Source organism: Chlorogloeopsis sp. ULAP02, assembly GCF_038404745.2.
In the GTDB taxonomy this organism is placed as follows: domain Bacteria; phylum Cyanobacteriota; class Cyanobacteriia; order Cyanobacteriales; family Nostocaceae; genus Chlorogloeopsis.
Map to the genome: position 1 here is coordinate 1 of NZ_JAYKTT020000057.1, position 24,652 is coordinate 24,652.

20 protein-coding genes are annotated in these 24,652 nt (G+C 39.7%); 10 read left to right on the plus strand and 10 right to left on the minus strand.

The features are described 5' to 3' along the window. Positions 1 to 243: 243 nt before the first annotated feature. From U2718_RS19775 to upp, 3 genes are all read right to left on the minus strand, one after another. The gene (locus U2718_RS19775; RefSeq protein WP_342002240.1) at positions 244 to 516 is read right to left on the minus strand and encodes a YggT family protein; all 273 of its coding nucleotides are present in this window, start codon (positions 514 to 516) and stop codon (positions 244 to 246) included. Between the two features lie 135 nt (positions 517 to 651). Further along, a complete protein-coding gene (locus tag U2718_RS19780; RefSeq protein WP_342002239.1) occupies positions 652 to 1,005 on the minus strand; it encodes a hypothetical protein in 354 nt (117 codons plus the stop codon). A gap of 74 nt (positions 1,006 to 1,079) precedes the next feature. Then, on the minus strand, positions 1,080 to 1,730 hold the full coding sequence (gene upp / locus U2718_RS19785) for a uracil phosphoribosyltransferase (protein ID WP_289793719.1): 651 nt from the start codon (positions 1,728 to 1,730) through the stop codon (positions 1,080 to 1,082). Between the two features lie 336 nt (positions 1,731 to 2,066). On the opposite strand from upp, the gene crtH reads away from it, so the two are divergent. Next, the gene (gene crtH / locus U2718_RS19790; RefSeq protein ID WP_342002238.1) at positions 2,067 to 3,608 is read left to right on the plus strand and encodes a carotenoid isomerase; all 1,542 of its coding nucleotides are present in this window, start codon (positions 2,067 to 2,069) and stop codon (positions 3,606 to 3,608) included. Between the two features lie 64 nt (positions 3,609 to 3,672). Here the strand turns inward: crtH and U2718_RS19795 are convergent, their stop codons facing one another. From U2718_RS19795 to U2718_RS19805, 3 genes are all read right to left on the minus strand, one after another. Further along, entirely contained in the window at positions 3,673 to 4,302 is a 630-nt protein-coding gene (locus tag U2718_RS19795) for a sterol desaturase family protein (protein WP_342002237.1), read from the minus strand. 315 nt (positions 4,303 to 4,617) lie between these two features. Continuing rightward, positions 4,618 to 5,787, minus strand: a complete 1,170-nt coding sequence (gene purT, locus U2718_RS19800) for a formate-dependent phosphoribosylglycinamide formyltransferase (protein ID WP_342002236.1) — start codon at positions 5,785 to 5,787, stop codon at positions 4,618 to 4,620. A 155-nt stretch (positions 5,788 to 5,942) separates the two neighbouring features. Next, positions 5,943 to 6,428, minus strand: coding sequence for a pentapeptide repeat-containing protein (locus U2718_RS19805; RefSeq protein WP_342002235.1), 486 nt, complete (start codon positions 6,426 to 6,428; stop codon positions 5,943 to 5,945). Between the two features lie 209 nt (positions 6,429 to 6,637). On the opposite strand from U2718_RS19805, the gene U2718_RS19810 reads away from it, so the two are divergent. Then, a complete protein-coding gene (locus tag U2718_RS19810; protein WP_342002234.1) occupies positions 6,638 to 7,201 on the plus strand; it encodes a hypothetical protein in 564 nt (187 codons plus the stop codon). 18 nt (positions 7,202 to 7,219) lie between these two features. Here U2718_RS19810 and U2718_RS19815 read toward each other — a convergent pair whose 3' ends face one another. From U2718_RS19815 to U2718_RS19825, 3 genes are all read right to left on the minus strand, one after another. Then, positions 7,220 to 7,846: a TenA family transcriptional regulator gene (locus U2718_RS19815; RefSeq protein WP_342002233.1), complete on the minus strand. Its 627-nt coding sequence runs from the start codon at positions 7,844 to 7,846 to the stop codon at positions 7,220 to 7,222. A gap of 216 nt (positions 7,847 to 8,062) precedes the next feature. Further along, positions 8,063 to 8,314 (minus strand): acetyltransferase, encoded by a 252-nt coding sequence (locus U2718_RS19820; RefSeq protein WP_342002232.1) that lies wholly within the window; start codon positions 8,312 to 8,314, stop codon positions 8,063 to 8,065. A 172-nt stretch (positions 8,315 to 8,486) separates the two neighbouring features. Further along, positions 8,487 to 9,803, minus strand: a complete 1,317-nt coding sequence (locus tag U2718_RS19825; RefSeq protein ID WP_342002231.1) for an FAD/NAD(P)-binding oxidoreductase — start codon at positions 9,801 to 9,803, stop codon at positions 8,487 to 8,489. 525 nt (positions 9,804 to 10,328) lie between these two features. Here U2718_RS19825 and U2718_RS19830 point away from each other — a divergent pair. Continuing rightward, positions 10,329 to 10,757 (plus strand): hypothetical protein, encoded by a 429-nt coding sequence (locus U2718_RS19830; RefSeq protein WP_342002230.1) that lies wholly within the window; start codon positions 10,329 to 10,331, stop codon positions 10,755 to 10,757. A gap of 202 nt (positions 10,758 to 10,959) precedes the next feature. Here U2718_RS19830 and U2718_RS19835 read toward each other — a convergent pair whose 3' ends face one another. Beyond that, the gene (locus tag U2718_RS19835) at positions 10,960 to 11,868 is read right to left on the minus strand and encodes an S-layer homology domain-containing protein (protein WP_342002229.1); all 909 of its coding nucleotides are present in this window, start codon (positions 11,866 to 11,868) and stop codon (positions 10,960 to 10,962) included. A gap of 1,005 nt (positions 11,869 to 12,873) precedes the next feature. On the opposite strand from U2718_RS19835, the gene U2718_RS19840 reads away from it, so the two are divergent. From U2718_RS19840 to U2718_RS19870, 7 genes are all read left to right on the plus strand, one after another. Continuing rightward, the gene (locus U2718_RS19840; RefSeq protein WP_342002228.1) at positions 12,874 to 13,560 is read left to right on the plus strand and encodes a DNA-binding response regulator; all 687 of its coding nucleotides are present in this window, start codon (positions 12,874 to 12,876) and stop codon (positions 13,558 to 13,560) included. Positions 13,561 to 13,672: 112 nt separating this feature from the next. Continuing rightward, a complete protein-coding gene (locus tag U2718_RS19845) occupies positions 13,673 to 16,423 on the plus strand; it encodes a CHAT domain-containing protein (protein WP_342002227.1) in 2,751 nt (916 codons plus the stop codon). After that, a complete protein-coding gene (locus tag U2718_RS19850; protein WP_342002226.1) occupies positions 16,424 to 16,579 on the plus strand; it encodes a hypothetical protein in 156 nt (51 codons plus the stop codon). Between the two features lie 100 nt (positions 16,580 to 16,679). Next, entirely contained in the window at positions 16,680 to 17,642 is a 963-nt protein-coding gene (locus U2718_RS19855) for a DUF1822 family protein (RefSeq protein ID WP_342002225.1), read from the plus strand. A 44-nt stretch (positions 17,643 to 17,686) separates the two neighbouring features. Beyond that, entirely contained in the window at positions 17,687 to 20,029 is a 2,343-nt protein-coding gene (locus U2718_RS19860; RefSeq protein ID WP_342002224.1) for a CHASE2 domain-containing protein, read from the plus strand. Positions 20,030 to 20,105: 76 nt separating this feature from the next. Beyond that, the gene (locus U2718_RS19865; protein WP_342002223.1) at positions 20,106 to 20,939 is read left to right on the plus strand and encodes a DUF928 domain-containing protein; all 834 of its coding nucleotides are present in this window, start codon (positions 20,106 to 20,108) and stop codon (positions 20,937 to 20,939) included. Positions 20,940 to 21,732: 793 nt separating this feature from the next. Beyond that, positions 21,733 to 24,615 (plus strand): substrate-binding domain-containing protein, encoded by a 2,883-nt coding sequence (locus tag U2718_RS19870; protein ID WP_342002222.1) that lies wholly within the window; start codon positions 21,733 to 21,735, stop codon positions 24,613 to 24,615. Positions 24,616 to 24,652: the final 37 nt, after the last annotated feature.

Here is a 24,652-nt window from a genome sequence, read left to right on the forward strand (position 1 = left end):
AAATAAATTATCTAGTTAGGTAAGGGAACAGGAGAGCCAGTGCGTTGCGGAGCCAGTGATCCCCTTGTAGCACCTGGCGTCGGGTTAAGCGCGTTGTATCGACTGGCGTCAACAGGGAATAGGGAACAGGAAAAATGTGTAATTAATTCTGTCTGGTTACTTAAAGACAAAAAAATAAATTGTAGAGACTCCTGTCAAGAAAGTCTCTACAATCGTAATTTTACTTGCTTTGTTGTTTCTAATCTAACCAAGCAATGGCAAACCTCTTAGAGAATAGAGTAAATTGCCAACTATGTTAAGTAGCAGAAATGCCAAAATGGGGGAAAGGTCGATTCCACCCAATGGGGGAATTATATTACGGAAGATATTCAGATAAGGGTCAGTAACTTGGCTTAAAGCAGCAAATGGTTGGTTGTACCAGTTGATATTGGGGAACCATGACAATAGCACCCTGATAATCAGTAAAGTGCTGTAAATTTGGATAAAAGTAGCCAGTGTGGCAATCAGTAAATCCATGAATGGGTGAGTTTCCTTTCTAGCGTAAGTGTAAACTGCGGTCTTATATTTTGATTTTAAGGTAGCTTATGCTGTGGCGTATGAAGTTTCTGGCTGGTATCTACCACAAGAAGTGTTTGGCTCCTGTAAACTTCTCTATGCATCCTTTGTGAGTGGCTTTTCGTGACTTCCCTGGTTAGAGTTACTATTCACGTTGCCTAGTTGTTGTCGCACCTCATCAATTGTTGCATTCAATTGGGCAATTTTATCTTCTAGCGATCGCCTTGCCGTTTCCATTTCCATGCCGTCAATTTCTAGAGCTTTTATAGAACGCCGCCTCAAAGATGCTTTTTTGGTTTCTGGCTCGGTAGTGATTTGACGTTCTTCTTCGGCTGATAGTTCGCTGTCGTCAGTGCGAGAAGCGACTACTGCACCTACAATCCCACCTACTACACTACCGAAAATCGCTCCGAAGAAAAAACCGCTTGCAAAACCATCACGCTGACTCATATTTTTACCGCCAATAAGAAACGCTGCAAGTTTTGGATTGTTTAGCTACTTATCTGTTCTAGCTGCATACTAGCTTAAGTCCCAAAGGTGCGATCGCCTGCATCTCCTAAACCCGGTACAATAAATCCTTGGCTATTTACCTCCCCATCTATAGTAGCTGTGTAAACTATTAGACCAGGATAAGCTGTACTCAATTTTTGTAAAGCTGGATGAGCAGCCACTACACATACAATCCGGATTAGGGTTGGATCGACACCCCGCTGTGTCAACTCTTCTAGGGCTTTCAGCATAGAACCACCCGTTGCTAGCATCGGATCAGTGATTAGTACACGTGTTTGGGGTGGGAATTTTTCTGGCAATTTATTTAAATAACAAGAAGGCTGTAGTGTTTCTTCATTTCGTTCCAAGCCCAAATGGTAAATCGATGCCAACGGCAGCAATGTTTGTGCTCCTTCTAGTAATCCTAGCCCTGCCCGCAGAATTGGCACCACAGCCACTGGTACGCCCGGATCAATCAAAGTTGCTGGACAAGAAGCCAAAGGAGTGTCTACTGTTGTCTCTTGAGTTGGCAACCACTCTCTGGCGGCTTCATAAGTCAACCAGCGTCCCAGTTCTGTCATAGCAGTGCGAAATAATACTGAAGGTGTGGCAGCATCGCGAGCAACTGCCAACCAATGTTTAATTAGGGGATGGGGTGGAACGTAAACACGCAATTGTAGCGTCATAGCCAGAAATAGGCGTTTTACAAATCGTATAGCAACTGAAACATCATAATACTCTTTCTGAATATCCGGCTATCGGCTCAAAATTCATGCTCCTAAAAATTATTGAAAAATTTTTTCATTAATAGTTGACATACTTTCTCAATCAAAGTTATATTAACAGTCAGTGTTCTCCTCTCTTTAAGGATCGGCAGACGGGATCAGCCAGCTTTGCAGGCTCGTCCCTCTTTTTTTTTGGAGAATCTTAGGGGCTAGGAGCTAGAGACAGGGGCTAGGAAGTAAAAACACGTGTATCTATAGGATAATTGTAATAAATATTACTATGCACCAATTTTGAAAATGACTGATTTCATGCTTCCAATCCCCAGTCCCCAGTCCCCACTCCCCAATCCCGATTATGATGCGATCATCATTGGTTCTGGAATAGGTGGTTTGGTAACAGCAACTCAATTAGCAGCAAAAAGAGCTCAAGTACTTGTCCTCGAAAGCTATCTGATTCCTGGTGGCAGTGCTGGCTATTTTGAGCGGCAAGGTTATCGCTTTGATGTCGGTGCATCAATGATTTTCGGATTTGGGCAGCGTGGTACAACTAACCTGCTTACCCGTGCCTTGAATGCTGTTAATGTTAGTCTAGAAGTAATTCCCGATCCCGTGCAGATTCATTATCATTTGCCCAATGATCTAAATATTAAGGTTGAACGGATTTATGAAAAGTTTTTGCAAAATTTAATTGCATATTTTCCTCATGAAGCTAAAGGTATTCGTCAATTTTATAGCGAATGCTGGAAAGTCTTTAATTGCCTAAATAGCATGGACTTATTATCACTGGAAGAACCACGCTATCTGATGCGGATGTTTTTTCAGCATCCTTTGGCTTGTCTTAGATTGTTACAGTATTTTCCGCAAAATGTAGGAGATGTTGCACGACGATATATAAAAGACCCCTTATTATTACAATTTATTGATATGGAGTGCTATTGCTGGTCAGTAGTACCAGCGGATATGACACCCATGATCAATGCTGGGATGGTATTTTCAGATCGGCACTATGGCGGAGTGAACTATCCTAAAGGTGGTGTGGGACAAATAGCCCAAAAATTTGTGGAGGGACTTGTTCATGCTGGAGGTGAAATTAAGTACCGAGCAAGAGTCACGCAAATTCTCTTAAACAATGGACGAGCAATAGGTGTTAAACTGGCTAATGGTCAAACTTATTATGCCAAGCGTATCGTATCAAACGCTACACGTTGGGATACTTTCCAGAAGTTGCTTCCATCAAGTAAAATGCCTCTTAATGAGAAAAAGTGGCATAAAAATTATCAGAAATCACCCAGTTTTTTGAGTTTATATATGGGTGTGAAAGCTTCTGTGTTATCCGCAAAGGCAGAATGCCATCACATTCTGTTAGAAGACTGGCAAAAAATGGCAGATCCAGAAGGTACTATTTTCGTGTCGATTCCCACACTGCTAGATCGGGAGTTAGCACCTGCGGGACATCATATCATCCACGCGTTCACGCCACATTGGATAGATGATTGGCAAGGGCTTTGTGTAAATGATTATGAAGCGAAAAAAGAAGCCGCCGCCGGACGAATCATTGAGCGACTGGAGAAAATTTTTCCGGGGTTAGATGCTGGGCTAGATTATTTGGAAGTAGGAACACCACGTAGCCACCGCCGCTTTTTAGGGCGGGAAGATGGTACTTACGGGGCAATTCCTCGGCGTAAATTGCGAGGTTTACTGGCAATGCCGTTTAACAGAACTGCTATTAGTGGATTGTATTGTGTAGGAGATAGTACATTTCCAGGGCAAGGATTGAATGCGGTAGCTTTTTCTGGATTTGCCTGCGCTCACAGAATAGCAGTGGATTTGGGATTGTGATGTTAGAGGTGGTTGGAGCGATCGCACTGCTTACATCCATAGCATTGTCTGCTCAAACAACAATTCATTCCTCAATTTTTATACTACTTATTGTTACGCCTTCAGCTATGCCTGCATAATTCTCTATTTCAGTACCAAGCAGCTTGTCCCAAAATGTAAAATACAGTCCGTAGTGTACTTTATATTTATGATGATGTATCGAGTGATGCATCGGCCCAATCAACCACTTGCCAAACCAGTGGCTTTTAAATGACGAGGAAAATATTTCAAATCCAAGATGATTTAACACTGCCCACACTGTCATCGTCATTAGCACGGCAACTAAGGTGATGAAATGGAGTGGAACTATGAAGACTATGCCGACAAAGAAGAGTGCCTGTATGATCGCCTCTGGTAAGTCGAATGCAAAAGATGTCCACGGTGTTGAATCTCCTGAACGGTGATGCCCATAATGCATCCACCTAAAAAGTGACGGGTGGTGAAACATCCGATGGATAAAGTAAAAGTACGTATCTTGAAGGATGAGCACCAAAACAAAACTAATTCCTAAATACCACAACCCATACTCCCGCAAGTCAGTATACAAGAGCGTTACTCCCAAATCGTACTCTGACATAATCAGCGCCGCACAAACAGCAAAAACTACAGCCGATAGCACGGATAATTCAACATCCTTTAGAATTGACTGAACCATCGGAGGCTTTCGCCGTAAACTCCGTCTGGCAAGTGACTTCCCCAGTAGTAAATAGAAGAGCAAATAGGCTCCCCCAGCAAAGAGAAAGTATCGGGCAACAATCAACCCGAAGAAGACAAATAAATAGAACCAAAATGAGTGGTTCAACAATGTAAAGTTTCCTCCTGAAAGTGAGGGAAGTATAGCCCACTACCATTTGCAACCTAAATATTATGGCTGTAGCATGACTGAGCTAGAAAGTGGCTAAAAATTCTCTATGGCACCCTGTGTATTGATATCAACTTTGCGATCGCACAAACAATAGCCAAAAGTATTTTATAGTAATTTGATTTTATCGGCGGCTCTTGTAGCTTTTTCTCTCGCTTTTTGTACACTGTTGCCCTTAGCCAAAGCTACTCCCATCCGTCGGTAAGGATGAGCATTAGGTTTACCAAATAACTTGATATCTACATCTTTTTCTGATAAAGCCTCAGCCACACCTGCATATACTATTGCATCTGATTTTGCCGAGGCTAGTATTACAGCACTAGCTGAAAATCCTAATTGTTCTATATGAGGAATAGGCAAACCTAAAATAGCTCTTAAATGTAATTCAAATTCATTCAAATTTTGTGAGATTAAAGTTACCATTCCTGTATCATGAGGGCGGGGTGAAAGTTCAGAAAAAATAACCTCATCTTTAGTGATAAAAAACTCAACTCCAAAAATTCCAGCACCTCCCAAAGCATCAGTAACCTTTTTCGCTATTGATTGTGCTTGTGAAATCATTTCTTCCGCAATTTCAGCTGGTTGCCAAGATTCCTGATAATCCCCTCTTTCTTGACGATGCCCAATCGGAGGACAGAAAATAGTCGGAGCATTCCACTGTTTAATAGTCAGCAAAGTAATCTCAATTTCAAAATCTATAAATTCCTCAACAATTACTTTTTGAGCGTCACCTCGTGAACCTGCGATCGCATAGTTCCAAGCTTTCTCAACCTCGATGCTATCTTTAACTACAGATTGACCTTTCCCAGAAGAGGACATTACAGGTTTAACAACATTAGGAAATCCAATTTGTTCGGAAACAGCGATTAACTGTTCTAAAGTAGAAGCATAACCATATTTAGCAGTTCTAACACCTAATTGTTGATCTGCTAATTCTCTAATTCTATCTCGATTCATCGTATAGTTAGTAGCTGTTGCTGTTGGAATAACTGTAATTCCTCGTTGTTCAAATTCCAGTAACTTTTCCGTTCTGATTGCTTCAATTTCTGGAATGATAAAATCTGGCTGGTGCTTGCTGACAATTCTTTCCAAGTCTTCTGCACTCAACATAGAAATGACTTCTGAGCAGTCTGCAACTTGCATTGCCGGAGCGTGAGGATAACGGTCAACGGCAATGATATAATTACCAAGACGTTGAGCAGCAATGACAAATTCTTTACCGAGTTCTCCCGAACCTAGTAACATTAATTTTTTTGGTAGATGAATTGCATTATTCATTAACTTTCTTCTTCCCAACTTAAATTTTATCTTAGTTTTTTAGTGTACTTTGTGTACTATCTTCCTAGATGAAAAGCTACTTTGATGGCAAAAGCTTCTACAACTAGGTCTATCTACCGAATCTCTCTGTGGTTTATTATTTCACTTAACCTATTTTATATAAAATTGAACTTAGCACCGCGAGATTTTAAATTTTGACACTGCTCTTTAGATAAACCAATTCCTTCACCAAGTTTACATCCATCGACTAAAGTATCAACCCAAATAATTTCATTCAAAATTGCACCCCTTAAATTTGCACTTCTCAAATCTGCTCTTGTAAAATTAGCAAAGATTAGATCTGAATTCACTAAACTACTTCTGCTTAAATTTGCATCTGTAAAATTACCGCGAATGAAGTTAGAATTATTCAAATCCAACTCAGATAAATCTGAGCCTACTAAATTAGAAAATTTTAGTTGATCAGGATTTTGCAAAAATCTGTTTACACAAGTTATATTTGCCTCATTTAAGGAAATTTTAGTTAAAAAATCATAACGTGCTATACCAAGTTTCTTGAGAATTTGCAAACGTATTTCAGGATTTTGTTTTAGAAAATAGATAGCACTATAGTAAGAGTTATGAGATATATTATCTGGCATATTGAATACTGCATAAATAATTTTTTTATACTTAAGTTCTGAGATTATTTACTTACATAGTTAAGAGAAGTTTTTGTTAAAATAATTCAATTCTCAGATTATAATCATACAATCTTAAATCACACCACTGTTAAAAATGATTCGATTTTTGTAAGTAGAATTTGTAAATAAGTAAAGTTACTATCTCCATTGTATAAGTACATGTGAAAATGAAAAAAATTACAATACCATATCAAATTAAGCCTCGTATATTGGCAACAACAATAGGTTTAGGAGTGTTTTTACTAGCCTCGTTTACTTTTTTTCTATTTGATATTCTCAAAATCAGAGTAATAGATGTTGATAATGCTAGGAGAGTATTAGCAGAACAAAAGCGAAACGATAATAACTATTTCGGGATTTCTAAAGTTGCCTTTCAAAAGGGTTCAAATAATAAAGGACTGGATTTGAGGTGTTTAAATTGGTCTTCAAAACAGTTGTACAATGGTTGGGGCAATGTTGGCAAAGACCATGACTTTTTTATTGATTATTATCTACCCTCTGGTAAAAAAGCTATTATTTGTACAACACCTGCATTAGCTACTGCGCTAGCTGCAAACTCTCAAACAAGGTTTTTATATGAGGTGTCCACGACTGAGTTAGATGATGGTTTATATGTTCGCATCGTTGTTGGACTTTCAGAAGTCAGAGAAACTTGTAAATTAATTACAGGTAGTGTTGATTGTCTGAACTCAATATTAATGCGACAAGCAATAGTGAAATACGAGCCTTGAAATTGATTATTTATATTGCTACTTTACCGCATTAAAAGCCATCTGCCAAAAATCTTTTTCCAATTTTGCCACTTTTATAAAAGCTTTTTCAGCTTGGTTTTGAATAGAAACAGAAGTTGTTTGTAAAACTTGATCAGCTTGCTGTTCTAACAGTTTTACATATGCTGTAAAGTCAGAATTACCCCATCTATCTGCAAATTCGTTATAAGGTGCGGGCATTGCACCAGGTAATTGCCAACCTTGATTATAGGCAAATTCAATAGCCCACAGTGCAGTTGCTTGTACTGGATAAGCCATATCAGCTAGGCTATGCATATATTTACAGTACTGTTCACACGTTGGTTGTTTTTCTATATCAAGATGAAGTTGTCGTTCAGTAGCTTTTTGTTTAAGCCAATTAAGCTCGTCTTTAAGTGCTGCTAATCCTGTAAGTATCACATCAAAATGTTGTGGGGGCGCACTAGCTAATACTCTTGCCAGCATCCGCGTAAAATTAATTACAAATAGGTAATCTTGTACCAACCATGTATTAAATTGGTTGGGTTTAATTGTACCTGATTTACAATTTTCGAGAAAAGGATGCACAGTAGCCTCATACCAGATTTCTGTATGTTTTTGTAGAATATGATTGCAGGTAAAAGACATAATTAAAAGTCTAATTAAATCATTACATAATCATTTTTGTAGATAATAGCAACGGACGATCGCCTGGGATAAATCAGTCAAATTGATTAGCAGCGATCGCCCTTCAATATCGAAAAATTTCAGATTTTTATTGCCACTTCAGAAAACGTCGTTGTTTTGAGTAATTTTATGTTAGACGACACAGCAAAATTGCTGTTTTTATCTCTTATAAAATAATCAACCGTTCTTTAGACTTAGCTCCTTTTGATTGGTAGAACGTTCTGTATCGCGATAGTGAGCGTCGAGCCAACAACGCGGCAAACGTTCACCAGAAGGAAACGCCAACTCTATCTTTTGATAGGATGCCGGATCTTGCATCTCTTCACCAAAGTGATCGACTCCTGTCACTTCTTTGGCACAGGGGTTGAAGAGTTGATCCAAGGTTAAAATTTCGATTAAATCTCCTGTAGGCTTGTGCATCAAGAACATAGTAATTCTCCTATGTCAAGAACTCCTAGCTAAATGCTATAACGAACTTGATCAAGAGATTCATCTGTGAAATAGTTCGCAAAATTAAGATACATCAATAGACACTAGTATTCCGCCACGATCAGATCCCCGACTTATTTAAAAGAAGTCGGGGATCTGAACACTTTCAGTATCAACTCTGCGCTTGCTTCCACCCTTTCAACTTCAAAACATCACCCTCAAACTGTTTACCCTTCAACATCCGATTCCAGTAAACCCAAGGTAAAATATGGCGCTTCACCAGCCACATACTATAACGCTCCTCTCTGGGATCGATTGGGAAAGTAGACATGGGTTGGTTAGTGTAATCAAACTCTGCCATGATGACTTTGCCGTATCCTGTAATTAGCGGACAGCAAGTGTAGCCGTTATAGCTTCCTGTCAAAGAGCTAGAGTTGATCATAGCCAGCAAATTCTCTACCAGCACAGGAGCTTGTCGGCGAATGGCAGCAGCTGTTTTGGAAGTTGGCAATGAAGAAGCATCCCCCAAACTAAAGACATTTGGATATACATTGTGCTGCAAAGTCTCTTTATTGACATCTACCCAACCTTTACCAGCCCCTTCAGCCACAGCTAGCTTGCTAGTTTTAATGAAATCAGGAGCGCTCATTGGCGGGGTGACGTGAATCATGTCATAGGGGATGACTACCTGTTGTACACCCTCATCTGTGGTGACATCGAAAACAGCTTCTTTAGCTTCTGCCCGAATTGCCTTGAGATTGTGTTTGAATTTTAATTGAATATTTCGGCGATCAACTACTTTAAGCAATCTTTCTGCATAGGCAGGAACGGGAAAAATCGCACCGACAGCAGAGCAAAATATCATGTTAGTTTTGTTGTGAACACCCTGCTGGCGGAAGGCATCATCAGCCATATACATAATTTTTTGGGGCGCACCGCCGCATTTAATCGGAGTTGCAGGGAAGGTAAATAAGGCATTCCCCCCTTGAAAATTCCGAATTACCTCCCAAGTATAGGGAGCATATTCAAACGCATAATTACTGCATACTCCTCCCTTACCTAATGCATCCTGCAAGCCTTCTATCAAATGCCAGTCAATTTGAATACCAGGGCATAGCACCAAGTAATCGTAGTGAATTTGTTTGGCAGAACGAGTAAGTACGGTATTATTATCGGGGTCTATTTCGGCAGCATAATCCTGAATCCAAGTTACTCCTTTGGGAATGCAGCTTACTTCTGACTTAACCGTAGCATCAATGCTGTACTGCCCTCCTCCTACCAAAGTCCAAGCTGGTTGGTAGTAGTGTTTATCGTTTGGCTCTAAAATGGCTATGTTGAGTTTACCATTCTTAGTGTGCAATTGAGATGCTACTGTAATTCCTGCGGTACCACCACCAACAATGACTATTTGGTAATGTAGCTTTTCCTGGGTAGAAGTATTGGCAGCAATTTCCGAAGTATTTGTTCTTGCTTGAATGACTGATGACATATTTTCTTGAAGTAATTTGAGACAAATTAATAGAAGCTTGTAGATGCTGTGGGGTGATTATGAAGTATGAGTAATGCAATTGCAGTGTTAGCTTACTTTACTTTTGCTAAGAAAGAAAACTTGCCTGTGAAAAATTTCACCCATGATCGTTATACTTATAGCAAAATTTTATCTTGACCGAAGTTAAACCGTTCTGAGAAACATCTCTAACTTTCACAATTTTTGTGAAACTTTTATTGTCTCTACTAATGACACGAATTAGCTAAATTGCTTAGAAAATCTTTACGTAGTTTCTGCATATAACGAAATAGTCACATCGTTAATAATTACGGATTATCTCCATACAAATAAAATGAAAAGTTACAAAATATACAAATATCACAAAGTTATTAAATTATGAAAAATTGGTAATAATCTTTCTTATGAAGCATACATGAGAAAAGCTTTACGTATAAAATTCTAATTATTATTTATACTTCATACAACCATTGTCAAACTCTATCCAGCAGGGTTAACAGTTAGGTTATGAATGTTGAAATTTTCAATCAGTTCCCTTGGACGCCTGTAGTGTTACTGTGGCTTTCTTATGCTTTCTTAGGGTGGTATCTATCTGTTCACCACATTATTTGGGTTGTGGGAATATTGGTAGTAGGTTTAGTGCTTACAGTTGTCGGGCAGAGCCTCACTTGGTTAGACCGTTTAATTAGATATGGTTCTCAGATTTTAATAGTAGTCTTATGTTTAAGTGCATCGGTTGCTTTAGTAGCAACTTGGTCATTATTTTTTACGTTTGTTCTGACGCCATTAGCAACTACAGTTTTAGCTGAAATAGAGTTACGCTTTGCAGGCTTTAGTAAACGAGATGCACTGTTGTTATTAAGTTTGGTTGCGGCGTTTGGTTTGGGAGTAGGTGAAACAATAGATTTGTTTTTCTTACCCAGTGGCAGATATTAATTGCTCAATCATCAACAATATCAACAACGAGTTTTTGATGGCTTACATTTTCCACAAATCAATATATGATATATCGTATATCGTTGATTTTGATTCAGATGGTAGTACTTTACCTTTGACTAAAAATTCGCAATTCATAATTATGCAACTTCTAATTTGAATTACATTGATTATGAATTAGCAATTAAGAATCAGAAGAATACTATTGACTATTCTGGCTGGTATTATTAGTACGAACAATGTACTGATAAGCTGGTGTATTAATTGCAATAGGTTCTATCTTACCTTGAGCAACTAAGGTTTGATAAATCAGAGCAGCAACCTCAGCACGAGTAGCAGGCTGATTAGGATTCAGGACATTGGAATTAGGATAGTTGACTACTATATTTTTTTGGGTTGCTGTTGCTACCGAGCCAACTGCATATTGAGGAATCTGATTGGCATCTTTGTAAGTTTCGCTAATGAGAACTGATGCCGGGCGCTGAGGAGTTGCCGTTGATGCTGTTGTTGGTGGTGTTTCTGCTTGGGCTGGTGGAACCATTAAAGGCTGCATTAAAGAGGTAATTGCTAATGGAAAGAATAAAATTGGCCTTTTTGCTCTTTGTTGTCTCCTCGGTGCAGTAGTTGCTGGTGCTGTTGAGGTAGCAGGAGTTAAATCCAAACCTCTTGTTAAAGCTACAATCGCTTCAACTTTGGTAACTTCTTGACGCGGGCGAAAATAACCACCAGGATAGCCTGCCATAAATCCTTGTTGATAAGCCTCCTCAATTGCATTAGTCGCCCAATAATTTGCAGGAACATCTTTGTAGACAGCTCCACTTGCTATTTGCCGTACTGGCTGTTGATCAAAAGCTTGGCGAATTATTGCGGCAAATTCATCACGCTCTATAGTTTGTTCTGGTCGATATGTACCATCTGGATATCCAGTAATAACATTTCTTAAAGCCAAACCACGAATAAATGGTTGCGCCCAATAATTAGGTTCAACATCAGGAAAAACAGTCTGTGTTGAATTTTGAGCATAGGTTCTGAACGGCGCAGATGCAATCACTGTCAAACATAAAGCTGATAAAGATGTACTGGCTAACAACCATCTAGGTAAACTAATCATTAAAAATTACTCCTACGATTGTCTGATTGTGTCTAATTGATTTAATCTTATTATTGTGGATATTTATATTTTGTCTATCTTAGAAAATCTAAAATATATATCTATAGATAGATGAGATTTTGCAATTGTTTTTAAGGAATTGAAATAGAATGTTTGGAATTTCCAAATAGGTCAATTAACACTATTACAATCGAATGACTTATCAATAAAAGATGTGAGGTTTAAAAATACCAACAAATATAATTTAAATCTTAGTTGTTTTACGATTTGAAGAAAAAGCTGTGTAGTGATATTAAAAATTCAATAGCAAAGGTCACAATTTAATACTTAAATGCGTAGTAAAATGGAGTAAAAATATAACTAAATAGAACTGGATATCTCGTAAAATGTGCTCTCTAATTTTGTTGTAGTTATCTAAAATTTCTGCAATAGCACCAACTTAATTAAGCTAATGATATCTATATGTTAAATTTTGGCTCCACTTAAGCAATCGTAGTTAACTAAAAGCTAACAAAAGGTTAAAAACTGAATAAAATAGATGATTTTTGTACAATATAGTACAAAAGTATAGATATTATTGATTAACGACAAGACTACAAAGGCTAGTTTTCGATAGCTTTTTAATTTGCGAATTCCCCATGACACACAAAGCTTTTCACAAGCCTCAGAAAAATGTAAACTTTTGTAAAGATTTACGTAATTGTTTGATTTCAAACAGAATATCCCATTGGAATAACTAAATTGCTTCAACTGGGTTAATTAATGGTGTAAGGAGAATTAAAGTGTTTAATGATACCTGTCGATATTCTTTATATTTGCTCTAAGAATTTCTTGGAATCCAATTTTATTTAATGATGACTCGGTTTGTGCCTCTTAGCTATAAGGTGGCTTTGTAATTTTTCCCTCAACTAATGAAATACCGCCTTTATACTTTATTGTGAAGATTTGGCACACAGAGGGAAAATCAAGCAAATTCCCATAAGTATTGAGATGTGAGAACCAAGCATGAACAAAGATTTACTTCAACCAAAACTTAAAATTTTTTTAATTGATGGTCACGAAATTTGTCTGAGTGGAACACTCAAATTGCTACAAGCCCAGTATCCGGATGCAAAAATTGTTACTTATAAAACTGCTGAGAATGCTTTAAATCAAATTGCTATATTTCAGCCTGATTTAGTTGTAATGGATATTTGTCTTCCAGAAAAACCAGGTACGACGGCAAGGACTACTACAGGTATTCAACTACTTAGGTATTTGCTAAATAGCTATTCCAAGCTAAATATTGTGATTCAAAGCGAATATATTAGAAAATTAGTGCAATTAAAAACTGAGATAGATTCCCACAAAGGAGGCTTTACAATTGCTGATAAATGTCTTTCTAGCCGAGAAATGCTCACTAGAGTTAGTTGGGCATTACAGGGATTAACTCATCTCAAAGATATTCAAACAATTTATTTTCAATCAGAACTCAAACCAGAGTTGCTGAAACTGCTAACTCTAGCCTTTCAAGAAGGGCTGCAAGATAAAGCGATCGCCCAAGAAATTAGTGTATCGGAACGCATGGTACGCCACTATTGGGATCGGCTCCAAAACTTGTTGGGCATTGATTGTCAGGAATTAAAAAATCAAGGGAAAAATGTCCGCGTCGTCACTCAAATTCGGGCTAGAGAAGCAGGTTTAATTGACTAGGGTTAAAAGACAGGGGATAGAGTAAATTAAATTTATCTGTAATCTGTAACTAATAACCTATGAGCAATATCCCGCAATCTATAATCTGTAACCTGTAACCTATAAAAACCTTATGGCAGGAAAGCGGTTTTTACTTTTCCATCACTGCCAATCCTGTTTTAGGAGAGAGGGGGCAGGGAGGCAATGGCAAAAATTCTCCTCTACTCTCCGCTTTTTAATTCTGGTATTGCTCACTATTGTGTTATGCATTACCACCTTACCAGCTTTAGCAAAGCTAGCTCAGAGTAACCTTTCTCCTGTTGCCGTCTCTACAAAACTTTCTACTTCTGCCTTACAACAAGGAAAAGCACTCTACGATGCCGGAAGATTTACAGAAGCAGTAAAAGTACTGCAACAAGCAGCCGAAGCTTACCAACAGCAAGGAGATACCAACAAACTTGCGGCAACTTTGAGCAATCTTTCCCTCGCTTATCAGCAACTCGGTGCCTGGAAAGAGGCAGAAGTTGCGATCGCACAGAGTTTAAATATTCTTGGCTATCAAAAAATAGAAAATAGGACTCAAAATGACACTAGCACTAGAGCAGAGCAGAAAAATCTTCCAAATCCGCAAATATTGGCTCAAACACTAGATATTAAAGGGCGTTTGCAATTAACAATAGGGCAGCCAGAAGAAGCCTTGAAAACTTGGCAGCACTCAGCAGATATTTACACTAAGCTTTCGGATCGAAACGGCGTAGTCCGATCGCAAATCAATCAAGCTCAAGCATTGTTGTCAAGCGGATTTTATCGTCGTGCAGAAACAACACTGTCGGTTTTAAACCAGATATTACAATCGCAACCAGATTCTTTAGAAAAATTGATCACATTGCGATCGCTTGGTGATGTTTTTCAGTTAGTTGGCAACTTGCCAAAATCTCGAATTTACCTGTTGCAAAGTTTAGAAATCGCCAAGCGCCTAAAATCTCCCGATCATATTGCTGCCAGTCTTTTTAGTTTAGGTAACAATGCCCGCGCTCAAGACCAAATACAACAAGCGATCAACTATTATCAACAAACAGTTAAAGAATCTACCTCACTCATAGTCAAAGTCCAAGCACAACTAAGTTACCTTAGCCTCTTGATTGAGGAGGGACAATCAAAAGCAGCCTTAAGTTTATTACCAAAGATACAATCCGAACTAGAGCAACTTCCCCTCAGCCGTACCAGTATCTATGCTCGAATTAATTTTGCACAGAGCCTAGCCAAGTTAGGGAATCAAGAGGACAAGGAGACAAGGAGAGGTGGGGACACGGGGAATATTTTTGATAATGTCTCTGCGTCTTCTGCTGCCCAACTCCTAGCTCAGGCTGTGCAACAAGCCCGCAGTTTAGATGACAAGCGAGCAGAAGCTTATGCTCTAGGAAGTTTGGGTAGTTTATACGAACAGACTGGGCAGTGGCAAGCAGCACAAAACCTCACACAACAGGCATTACTTCTAGCACAAGCTAGCAATGCATCAGAAATTGCCTATCGGTGGCAGTGGCAGTTAGGAAGACTTTTAAAAGCACAAGGAGATTCAGAGGGAGCGATCGCAGCATATGAAATTGCTGTAGAAACTCTGCAATCTCTGCGCAGCGATCTAGCAGCGGTTAACCAAGATTTGCGATTTAACTTTCGAGACAGTGTAGAACCAGTCTATCGGCAAACAGTGCAATTACTACTGCAAGAACAACAAAAACAACCAGACGAAAAAACTTTAGAGAAAGCACGCCAAATCATAGAAGCATTACAGCTAGCAGAATTGGATAACTTCTTTCGGCAAGCTTGTTTACAAGGTCAGCGAGTGTTACTAGACCAAATTGTAGACAAAGAAAATTCTACTGCTGCTATTTTATACCCTATCATTCTTCCTGAAGAAATTCAGGTAATTGTCAAAATTCCCAAACAACCCTTACAACATCATCGGATTAAAATTTCTCAAGCAGAAGTAGAAAAAACAGTAGTAGAACTGCGGCAAAACCTTATCAATCCTGCGGCGCTCAAAGCTGTGAGATTACAGTCACAGCAAGTTTATAACTGGCTGATTAAACCGATTGAATCGAAATTGTCGGCAAGTGGAGTAAACACTCTAGTTTTTATTCCCGATGGAGTGTTACGTAATCTACCAATGTCTGTCCTCTACGATGGTAGACAATACTTAGTAGAGAAGTATGCAGTGGCCCTAAGTGTCGGCTTGCAACTTCTCGATCCCAAACCATTACAACCACAGCAACTGAAAGCTCTGACTGCGGGTTTAACTCAGCCGCCACCAGGGTATTCTAACTTTGCACCCTTACCTGCAATCAAAACTGAAATCGAAATGATTAATGAAACTGGGATATCAACTACCGACCTTTTAGATCGGCAGTTTACCAGTCAAGCACTAGAGAACAAAGTGAATGCTACTTCTTTTAACGTGGTGCATTTAGCAACTCACGGTCAGTTTAGTTCTCGTGTTGAGCAAACCTTTATTTTAGCTGCCGATGGCCCAATTAACGTTACGGAATTCGACAATATTCTTCGTCGCCGAGATGAAACCACATCAACACCAGTACAACTATTAGTATTGAGTGCTTGTCAGACAGCAGCAGGAGACAAACGTGCGGCATTAGGACTCGCTGGAGCTGCTGTAAGGGCAGGCGCACGTAGTACAGTAGCTTCTCTATGGCAGATTGATGACGAATCAACAGCACAGTTTATCGGCGCTTTCTATCGAGAACTAAAAAATGTTGGTATCACCAAAGTAGAAGCTCTTCGCCGTGCTCAACTTCAATTGCTTCAACATCCTAACTACAATGCACCTGGTTTTTGGTCTGCTTATGTGCTGATTGGAAATTGGTTGTAAATGAAAGGGAACAGGGTTTTTTCTCATTACCATGCAGAGCATGGTGATGAAAACTGGCAGGCTCCGCCTCATGAAGAGAAGGCAGAGCCTCAATTAATGCTTTCCCAGGCTGGAGCCTGGGAAAGAGAAAGTGCTGCCTTGTTTTTTCAGAGATAAATATTTACATACACCCGCCTCGACTAACTATTTTTTTGCGTAATTTGCGTGATTGTGAGCGATAAATACACAGCAGCATCCATTCTCTTGAAATGAACTCATGACTAAATTTGAGCTAGACGATAAGGCTTTAACTTTGCCTATTACCCAAGCAGCTCGCATAATTGCCCAGCAATTTGCCAATCAGCAACCAACTTCTGAAAGTGCTGAACGAGTCCGTCTGAATACACTCTGTGTGCTGGTAGTCAATGACTATTTGCAAATGATGAATATTCCTACTGATTTGAGGTCTAGCAACACTTGGAACCCTGTGATACGTATGTGTGCTGATGTAGCTGATATAGAAATACCAGGAATTGGCAGTTTAGAGTGTCGCCCCATACGTTTAAATGAGCAATTTTGTTACATTCCACCAGAAACTTGGGAAGAGCGGATCGCTTATCTAGTTGTGCAGGTAGATGAGTCTCAATTGGAAGCAAAGGTGCTGGGTTTTGTCCGTAATGTTACTTCTCAAGAACTGCCTCTGAGTCAACTGCAACCTCTCGAAACTTTGATTGAACACCTATCACCCACACTAAAATCAATAGTTCCAGAATCAGTGAGCCTAAGTCAGTGGTTTGCAGGAATCTTTGAAACAGGATGGCAGACACTAGAATCCTTGTGGAATCAACCAGAATTTGCACCAGATTTTGTGTTTAGAAGTAAAAATTTGATGGAAAAAATTCCCTCCACTCAGCCAGAACAATTTGTCCGACGAGGAAAACTGATTGATTTGGGAATCCAAATTGCTAGCCAATTCGTCATTTTGATAGTGGAAATTAGTCCTCATATAGATCAACAAGTTAGTGTTCGCTTACAATTACATCCCACAGGTAGTCAAAATTACCTTCCGCAGGATGTAAAACTTACAGTTTTAGATCAGTCAGGAGTGGTGTTTTTAGAGGCTCAAGCAAGAAGTGCAGACAACTACATTCAATTACAGTTTCGAGGAGAACCCACAGAGCAGTTTAGCGTTCAAGTAGCATTGAATGACGCCCAAGTAACGGAACGCTTTGTAATTTAGTTGAGATGAAGGTTTATTTTCAGACTTCATACTTTATTTGATTTATGGGTAAGTTAGTAGTTCTGAAATTCTCAGACGGTAGTTTTGAAGAAGGATTTGCTGTCACACTGCAAATTGGTACAGAAGGTGAGCTACCTTCATCGGAAATTGCAGGCAGGTTACCTCCAGCAACGGAATTGTTACAAAAGTACAGAGAGTGGCAGTCTAGTTACCTAAAGATGGGTAACCGTTATCGCCTCTCGGCAGACAAGGTACAAGTAACAAATGTATCAATAGTTCAAGACTGCGATCAAACTGCTTATACTTTGCGATCGCATCTCAATAGTTGGCTACTTGCTTGCGAATTTCGCCCCGTTCGGGAAAAATGGCTAGAACAATTGTTGCCGACAGACGAAGTGCGAGTCATATTGCAAACAGATAATCGGGATCTCCAGCGATTACCTTGGCATCTTTGGGATGTGATGGAACGTTACCGTAAGGCCGAAATTGCGATCGCACCTTTAAGATATGAACGAATTGCTTCTAAAAAAACATTTAATCACAAAGTAAATATACTAGCGATTATCGGCAATAGTCAGGGAATTAATACTCAAAGAGACAAGGCTTTGTTGGAGTCTTTACCAGCAGCGGAAGTCAGCTTTTTGGTGGAACCACAACGTAAAGAATTGAATGACTTTCTGTGGCAGAAGAACTGGGATATTCTTTTCTTTGCTGGACACAGTTCTAGTCAGGGGAATAATGGTGTTGGGCGCATATTTCTCAATCAAACTGATAGCCTAAGTATTAGTGAATTAAAATACGCTTTAAGAAAAGCCGTAGAACGGGGCTTACAACTAGCAATTTTCAACTCTTGTGATGGTTTGGGATTGGCAGAACAGCTAGCCGACTTACATATCCCTCAAATAATTGTCATGCGCGAACCTGTGCCTGATTTAGTAGCGCAAGAGTTTTTAAAGTATTTTCTAGAAGGATTTGCTGCTGGTGAGCGTTTTTATTTAGCAGTGCGGGAAGCAAGAGAACAACTCCAAGGACTAGAAGATAAATTTCCCTGCGCTACTTGGTTACCAGTAATTTGCCAGAATCTTGCGGAAGTACCATCCACCTGGCAAGATATTACCGGCACAATTGCTGCGAAACAAGCAGTCAAAACAATTGCTGTCTCGTCTTTTGTACGTAATTGTACTCAAGTTTTACTTACTAGTGCAGTTATAACTACAGTAGTGGTGGGAGTAAGATTTTTTGGGTTTTTACAACGTTGGGAGTTACAAGCTTTTGATGGAATGATGCGATCGCGCTCTGTTGTGCTTGATGAAGGGCCAGATCCGCGTCTTTTGTTAGTAACAATTGATGATGCTGACATAGCAGCCCAACGCCGTCAAGGCGAAACTCTCAAAGGTACATCTGTTTCTGACAAATATCTCAATCTTTTATTGGAGAAACTTCAACAGTATCAACCTCAAGCGATCGGTTTAGATATCTACCGTGATTTCTCTGCTGAATCTCCAGATTTAACCAAACGCTTACAAAAAACCGACAATTTAATCGGGGTTTGTAAAGGTAGTTATGCCAGAGGCAATACCACTGGCATTGAGCCACCACCGGAGATTCCCGAACCCCGTTTGGGTTTTAGCGATTTTGTCAATGATGATGATGGGGTGGTACGTCGGCATCTATTATTTATGAGACAAGAAGCAACATCACCGTGTCCTACAAACTATGCCTTTAGTACGCAACTAGCAATCCACTACTTACATTCTCTAGGTATTCAACCGCAGTTCACACCTCAAGGAGATTTACAACTTGATCACATGATTTTGCAACGCTTGCGATCGCGAAGAGGTGGTTATCAAAAAATCGACGCCAATGGTGGTCAAATATTATTAAATTATCGTTCTTCTAAGCAAGTTGCCGAACAAGTAACGCTGACGCAACTTTTATCAAATTCAGTTAATCCTAACGCCATCAAAAACCGAATTGTGCTCATTGGTGTTGCTGCCAAAGGTGATTTTCCAGATTATTGGGCTACATCCTATGGAAGTGAGTTAGACAAACAACAGCCGGGAGTATTGCTACAAGCCCATATGATTAGCCAGATTCTTAGCGCTGTAATTGATAGACGTCCTTTACTAAGGACATGGCACCCCATTGCTGAGGTGTTGTGGGTTTGGTTTTGGGCTTTAGCAGCAGGATTGCTGACTTGGCAAACACGACATTTACTACCACGCTTGGCTGTGATTATAATTGTTTCCTCTGGAATTATTTATATTATCTGCTTAAGTTTCTTGATTGGGGGATATTGGATACCATTTGTACCTTCAGTATTGGCACTTCTGGCAACAGTGAGCGTCACATCAATTCAGCACTCTAAATTAAAAAGTCAAAATTAATTGGTTGATTCATTTTTAATAGTTAACAGGCAATCTTACTTACATATTTGACAATTATTAAAATGAGGGAGGGCTTATGAGGATTAGTTTACCATCGGTCAAACTGGTTTTAGCAGTTGCCCTCAGTAGCACTAGCTTTTTAAATAATTTTACTTGGGTTAAAGCACAGAACCCTGTGCCAATTTCAACACCATCTCCTCAACCAAACTTAAATTCATCACCACTACCTGCTTCTGCTCCTATTAAAGGAAGAGTACGTGTTGTATTACCCGAACTGCCACCAGGAATAGGCCCTGCTCCTGGGGGGCGCAGATTTGGCGGAGCGACAAGGGGACAGTGTCCAACTGTCAAACAGCCTTTAGCTGCCCTAGTTCCTTTGACAAAGCAACCACCATCGATAGTCAATGTCTGGGGATTAACGACACAAGAATACCCAAAATTATGGTTTTACCTACCCTACACGACTAACTCTGCCTATCCGGCTGAATTTACGATGCTAGATGATGAGTCAAAAGATCCGCTCTATACAAGTGCGATCGCTTTACCAAAACAAGCAGGTGTGATCGATGTTCCTTTACCTACCAACGTTTCTGCATTGCAAGTAGGCAAACGATATCGCTGGTTCTTTAATATTTACTGCGATCCTCAAAAACAATCAGCCCCTATTTATGTTGAAGGAGTAATTATACGTACAGGACTCAACCAAACTTTGGCTAAACAACTGCAAAAAGCAAAGCCTATACAGCAAGTCGCTATTTACGCTAACAATGGCTTTTGGCATGACGCTCTCACCAAACTAGCAGAACTGCGCCAAAAAAATCCTCAAAATTACTACCTTCAGACAGAGTGGACAAATTTGTTAACAGCGATCGGTTTGGGTGAGTTGGCAACTAAGCCTTTAATTCCTTGATATGGGACACGGGGACACGGGGACACGGAGAAATCGTAATCAGCTATTACCTGCCTAATACCCACTCCCTGGAGTCCGTTTTCAAGCTAGCCGACACTCGCGGATTACGAAAAACAAGTTTTGAGCCTGCCAAAAGCAGGCTTTAATTTATTACTGAATCAATATTTCTTACAATAAATAAATTTTTGTGTATTTTTATATTTTAGAGCATCTCAATTATTTATTTAATGTTAATCTTATGAGATTTTAATGAGTAATCAAAAAGCTGCGATTAATGACATTTCGAGCAGTAAATTACTTAGCAAGTAGATTTACCTTAGAGGTTGTTTGAAAAGTAGTTGATTGTGAGCTTCAGCACTTATTGATCCCCCCTAGCCACCCTTATGAAGGGGGATTTGGGGGGATCTAAGACTTTTTGCTACTGAAAAGAGGACTTTTAAAATATTCTCTTAGTAATTAACTGTGGATATTTTCTGACATAAAAACAAAAATATCTTTCCATGACATTAATCTGCTTGTAAAAGCAATACGTCTAAGTATTGCCAAAATCGAAAAAAAGTCAAAATCGCCATTTTTCTTTAAAAAAGATTAATTTAAATTTCTTTAAAAAAATATAGATATGGTACTGATGTGACTGCAAAGCAAGGTAATCTTGATGCTAAGTATAAAAATATACGATTATTATTGTAACCAAAAAAATAACACGGTTGTATAATTAGCGCGTTCTCCTCTAGAAAAAACAACTATTAGGACAGGCTAATTTTTGTTTCCTTTATCTTCACTTAAAAAGCATATGTGGCAAAAAGACAAAAAAGATAGTTCCATAATTAATTTAGCGTTATTGCTGGCGTTAGCTACAACTCCAATGACAGCGAATTTGACGCTCCTAGAACCATCATTAGCTCAATCTGCGGCTGATGTACCGTCTTTTTCACTGCCATCAGCAGTACCAAGTGATACAGTAGTGCGGATAGATGGTTCGAGCAGCATGGTTACAATTAACCAAACCATGAAAGAAAAATTTGAGCAACAGTTTGCTGGTACTAGGGTAGAAGTAACAGCTAATGGTACTGAGGCAGCACTAAAAGCATTACAAGAAGGGACAATAGACATAGCAGCAATTGGTCGTGGTTTGACACCAGAAGAGAAAGCACAAGGTTTAGAGCAAGTTAGACTACGGCGAGAAAAAATTGCGATCATAGTAGGTGCAGACAACCCCTTCAAAGGCAGCTTGACGAATCGGCAATTTGCCAGGATTTTTCGGGGACAAATTACAAATTGGTCACAATTAGGGAGGCGTCCAGGTAAAATTCGATTTATAGATCGCCCAGCCACAAATGAATCCAGAGACGCTTTTCGCAGTTATCCAGCTTTCAGACGCGCTAAATTTGCTACAGGTGCAAATGCTACTCAACTAACTGAGGACAACACAGCCGAAGTTGTCAGGCAGTTGGGCAAAGACGGAATTGGCTATGTTTTAGCAAATCAGGTATCCAAACTCAAAGGTGTGCGCATTCTCAGGATACACAACACTTTGCCACAAGACGCTAGGTATCCTTTTTCACAACCTTTTGTATACGTTTACAAGAAAAATTCCAGCCCAAACGTGAGTAGTTTTCTGGGTTTTGCCACCAACTCACCTGGAAAGCAAGCTGTGCAGGCTGCAATGGCTGCCGAAGCAGAGGCGATCAGAGCCAGCCTATCTCAAGCAGAATCCCCAACACCCTTTACGGTGACTGCAACCCCAAATAGCGTCACTAGCTCACCTACTACAGAAGAAGCTCCAACTGCAATTGCTTCACCAACAACCATCACTGAAACTCCAGCTACTGTAACTGATGCAAATACTCCTGTTGAGGGCAATCAAATAGAGCAAAACCAAACAGCGCTTTGGTGGATGGTGTTACCGTTTTTAGGTTTAGGCGGATTATTGCTGTGGTTGTTACGAAGAAAACCCAAGAATAAGACAAAAGAAACTGTCGCAACATCTGAGCCCACTCCCGCTCTCGAAGAAACGCGATCGCCCCAGATGGCAGGTGTTGGTTCTGCTAGCAATGGTACAACTCAAATTGGTGACTCCAACTTGCTACAAAAAGTATCTAAAGTTTCATCTCACCAAAATCAAGTAGAAAATCTTACGCATAATCATGGGAATTCTGTAGCAGCAGGCGCAACCTTATTATCGAGCAAAGATTCACAAATAGTAGACCGCGATCGCACATTTACTGAGGTTGATGAAACTACCATTAAATCAACACCTCCAGTCACACCTTCGTTTACTGATACTACCGGATTTGATTTAGAAGCACCGGTGACAGTTGTCAGAAATTCATACACAGTATTGCCAGATCCGCTGTATGCTCATTCTCAGGAAATTCCGCCAACCACACCAACAGAAACTGCATCTGGGGAAAAACCGTCTGAGCAAGGAACAGAAGCTGAATGGCAGAGAACTTCAGTTCATAATCATGATGTTGAAGTAGTAAAAGATGAATATCCCCCACTTCCAGATGTTTGGGAAGATATATCTGAAGAGAAAATCTTGTCAAAACAAGTAATCACTACCTATGCAGAACCGCCTGAAGTTCCGCAGATTTCATTGGATGCACAGATCCCATCACAAGAGGTAGATGCTACACCTCCCACAGTGGCTAAGATTCCAGAAACAGCAGACACAGCTTTTGTAACCGAACAGTCAAACACTTCTGGAGTTTCATTGCAGGATTTAGAAGCACCAGTTACGCTTGACAGTACTGCATACCCTCCTTTACCTGATGTTTGGGAAGAAACTCCAGCTCCAACAGCTATAACTGAAGAACAGTCTAATGTTTCTGCAATGAATACTTCTGCTCCAGAAATACCTGATCTTGGCGAAGACGAATTGAGTATGCAAGCCCAAGCAGGGGAAGATACAGTACTTCAGCAAGTATCTAGCCCTAGCTCTAATGTTTTAGAAGACATAACTCAACCAGATATTAACTCAGAAACAGATCCAACTATCGGGCCGTGGGCTACTATTTACGGCATCCATGATCATGAGAATCTCAATGCCGATTTGCAAACTTCTAGCACCAGTGAAAATGCTCAATCTCAATATTTAAATATTGAGAATAGCATTGTTCTTGTACCTCGTACTCCCAAGTGGGCTTATGTGTCTTGGCAAGTTGCCGATACTGCTAAACAAATGCTGCGGCAGGGCGGTGGTTCTCAATTTGCATTGAAACTCTATGATGTCACTGACATTGATTTGAGTTATCAAGCTCCTGTTCTTGTTCAGCAATATGAATGTGAGGAGACAATTTGCGATCGCTATGTAGCTATTCCCGCGAGCGATCGCAACTACATGGTAGAACTTGGCTATATGACTGATGATAGTCGCTGGTTATTACTTGCCCGTTCAGGCATTATTCGTGTATTCAATCGCCCAGAAAAAGATTTCTGGTTCATAGCAGATGCAGAACTGATTATCCACGGAGCCACGGAGCCTGGTTCAAGCGTGAATATCGGCGGTCATCCGATTAAACTTAAACCAGATGGTACTTTCCACTTGCGCATACCTTTCACAGACAGCTTAATTGAATATGTGATGAATGCCACTGCTGCTGATAGCGAAAAAACTAAATCGATTCGCGTGAAGTTTTTTCAAGAAACTCCAATAGGAGATTCTGAATATTAATTACGGTAGTTGTAGGGTGGAAAATGCTTAGGGTTCA

Excerpts from the sequence above, each read along its gene's own strand:
- U2718_RS19775 (WP_342002240.1), bottom strand. The coding sequence starts at position 516 with ATGGATTTACTGATTGCCACACTGGCTACTTTTATCCAAATTTACAGC.
- U2718_RS19780 (WP_342002239.1), bottom strand. The coding sequence starts at position 1,005 with ATGAGTCAGCGTGATGGTTTTGCAAGCGGTTTTTTCTTCGGAGCGATT.
- upp (WP_289793719.1), bottom strand. The coding sequence starts at position 1,730 with ATGACGCTACAATTGCGTGTTTACGTTCCACCCCATCCCCTAATTAAA.
- crtH (WP_342002238.1), top strand. The coding sequence starts at position 2,067 with ATGACTGATTTCATGCTTCCAATCCCCAGTCCCCAGTCCCCACTCCCC.
- U2718_RS19795 (WP_342002237.1), bottom strand. The coding sequence starts at position 4,302 with ATGGTTCAGTCAATTCTAAAGGATGTTGAATTATCCGTGCTATCGGCT.
- purT (WP_342002236.1), bottom strand. The coding sequence starts at position 5,787 with ATGAATAATGCAATTCATCTACCAAAAAAATTAATGTTACTAGGTTCG.
- U2718_RS19805 (WP_342002235.1), bottom strand. The coding sequence starts at position 6,428 with ATGCCAGATAATATATCTCATAACTCTTACTATAGTGCTATCTATTTT.
- U2718_RS19810 (WP_342002234.1), top strand. The coding sequence starts at position 6,638 with ATGAAAAAAATTACAATACCATATCAAATTAAGCCTCGTATATTGGCA.
- U2718_RS19815 (WP_342002233.1), bottom strand. The coding sequence starts at position 7,846 with ATGTCTTTTACCTGCAATCATATTCTACAAAAACATACAGAAATCTGG.
- U2718_RS19820 (WP_342002232.1), bottom strand. The coding sequence starts at position 8,314 with ATGTTCTTGATGCACAAGCCTACAGGAGATTTAATCGAAATTTTAACC.
- U2718_RS19825 (WP_342002231.1), bottom strand. The coding sequence starts at position 9,803 with ATGTCATCAGTCATTCAAGCAAGAACAAATACTTCGGAAATTGCTGCC.
- U2718_RS19830 (WP_342002230.1), top strand. The coding sequence starts at position 10,329 with ATGAATGTTGAAATTTTCAATCAGTTCCCTTGGACGCCTGTAGTGTTA.
- U2718_RS19835 (WP_342002229.1), bottom strand. The coding sequence starts at position 11,868 with ATGATTAGTTTACCTAGATGGTTGTTAGCCAGTACATCTTTATCAGCT.
- U2718_RS19840 (WP_342002228.1), top strand. The coding sequence starts at position 12,874 with ATGAACAAAGATTTACTTCAACCAAAACTTAAAATTTTTTTAATTGAT.
- U2718_RS19845 (WP_342002227.1), top strand. The coding sequence starts at position 13,673 with ATGGCAGGAAAGCGGTTTTTACTTTTCCATCACTGCCAATCCTGTTTT.
- U2718_RS19850 (WP_342002226.1), top strand. The coding sequence starts at position 16,424 with ATGAAAGGGAACAGGGTTTTTTCTCATTACCATGCAGAGCATGGTGAT.
- U2718_RS19855 (WP_342002225.1), top strand. The coding sequence starts at position 16,680 with ATGACTAAATTTGAGCTAGACGATAAGGCTTTAACTTTGCCTATTACC.
- U2718_RS19860 (WP_342002224.1), top strand. The coding sequence starts at position 17,687 with ATGGGTAAGTTAGTAGTTCTGAAATTCTCAGACGGTAGTTTTGAAGAA.
- U2718_RS19865 (WP_342002223.1), top strand. The coding sequence starts at position 20,106 with ATGAGGATTAGTTTACCATCGGTCAAACTGGTTTTAGCAGTTGCCCTC.
- U2718_RS19870 (WP_342002222.1), top strand. The coding sequence starts at position 21,733 with ATGTGGCAAAAAGACAAAAAAGATAGTTCCATAATTAATTTAGCGTTA.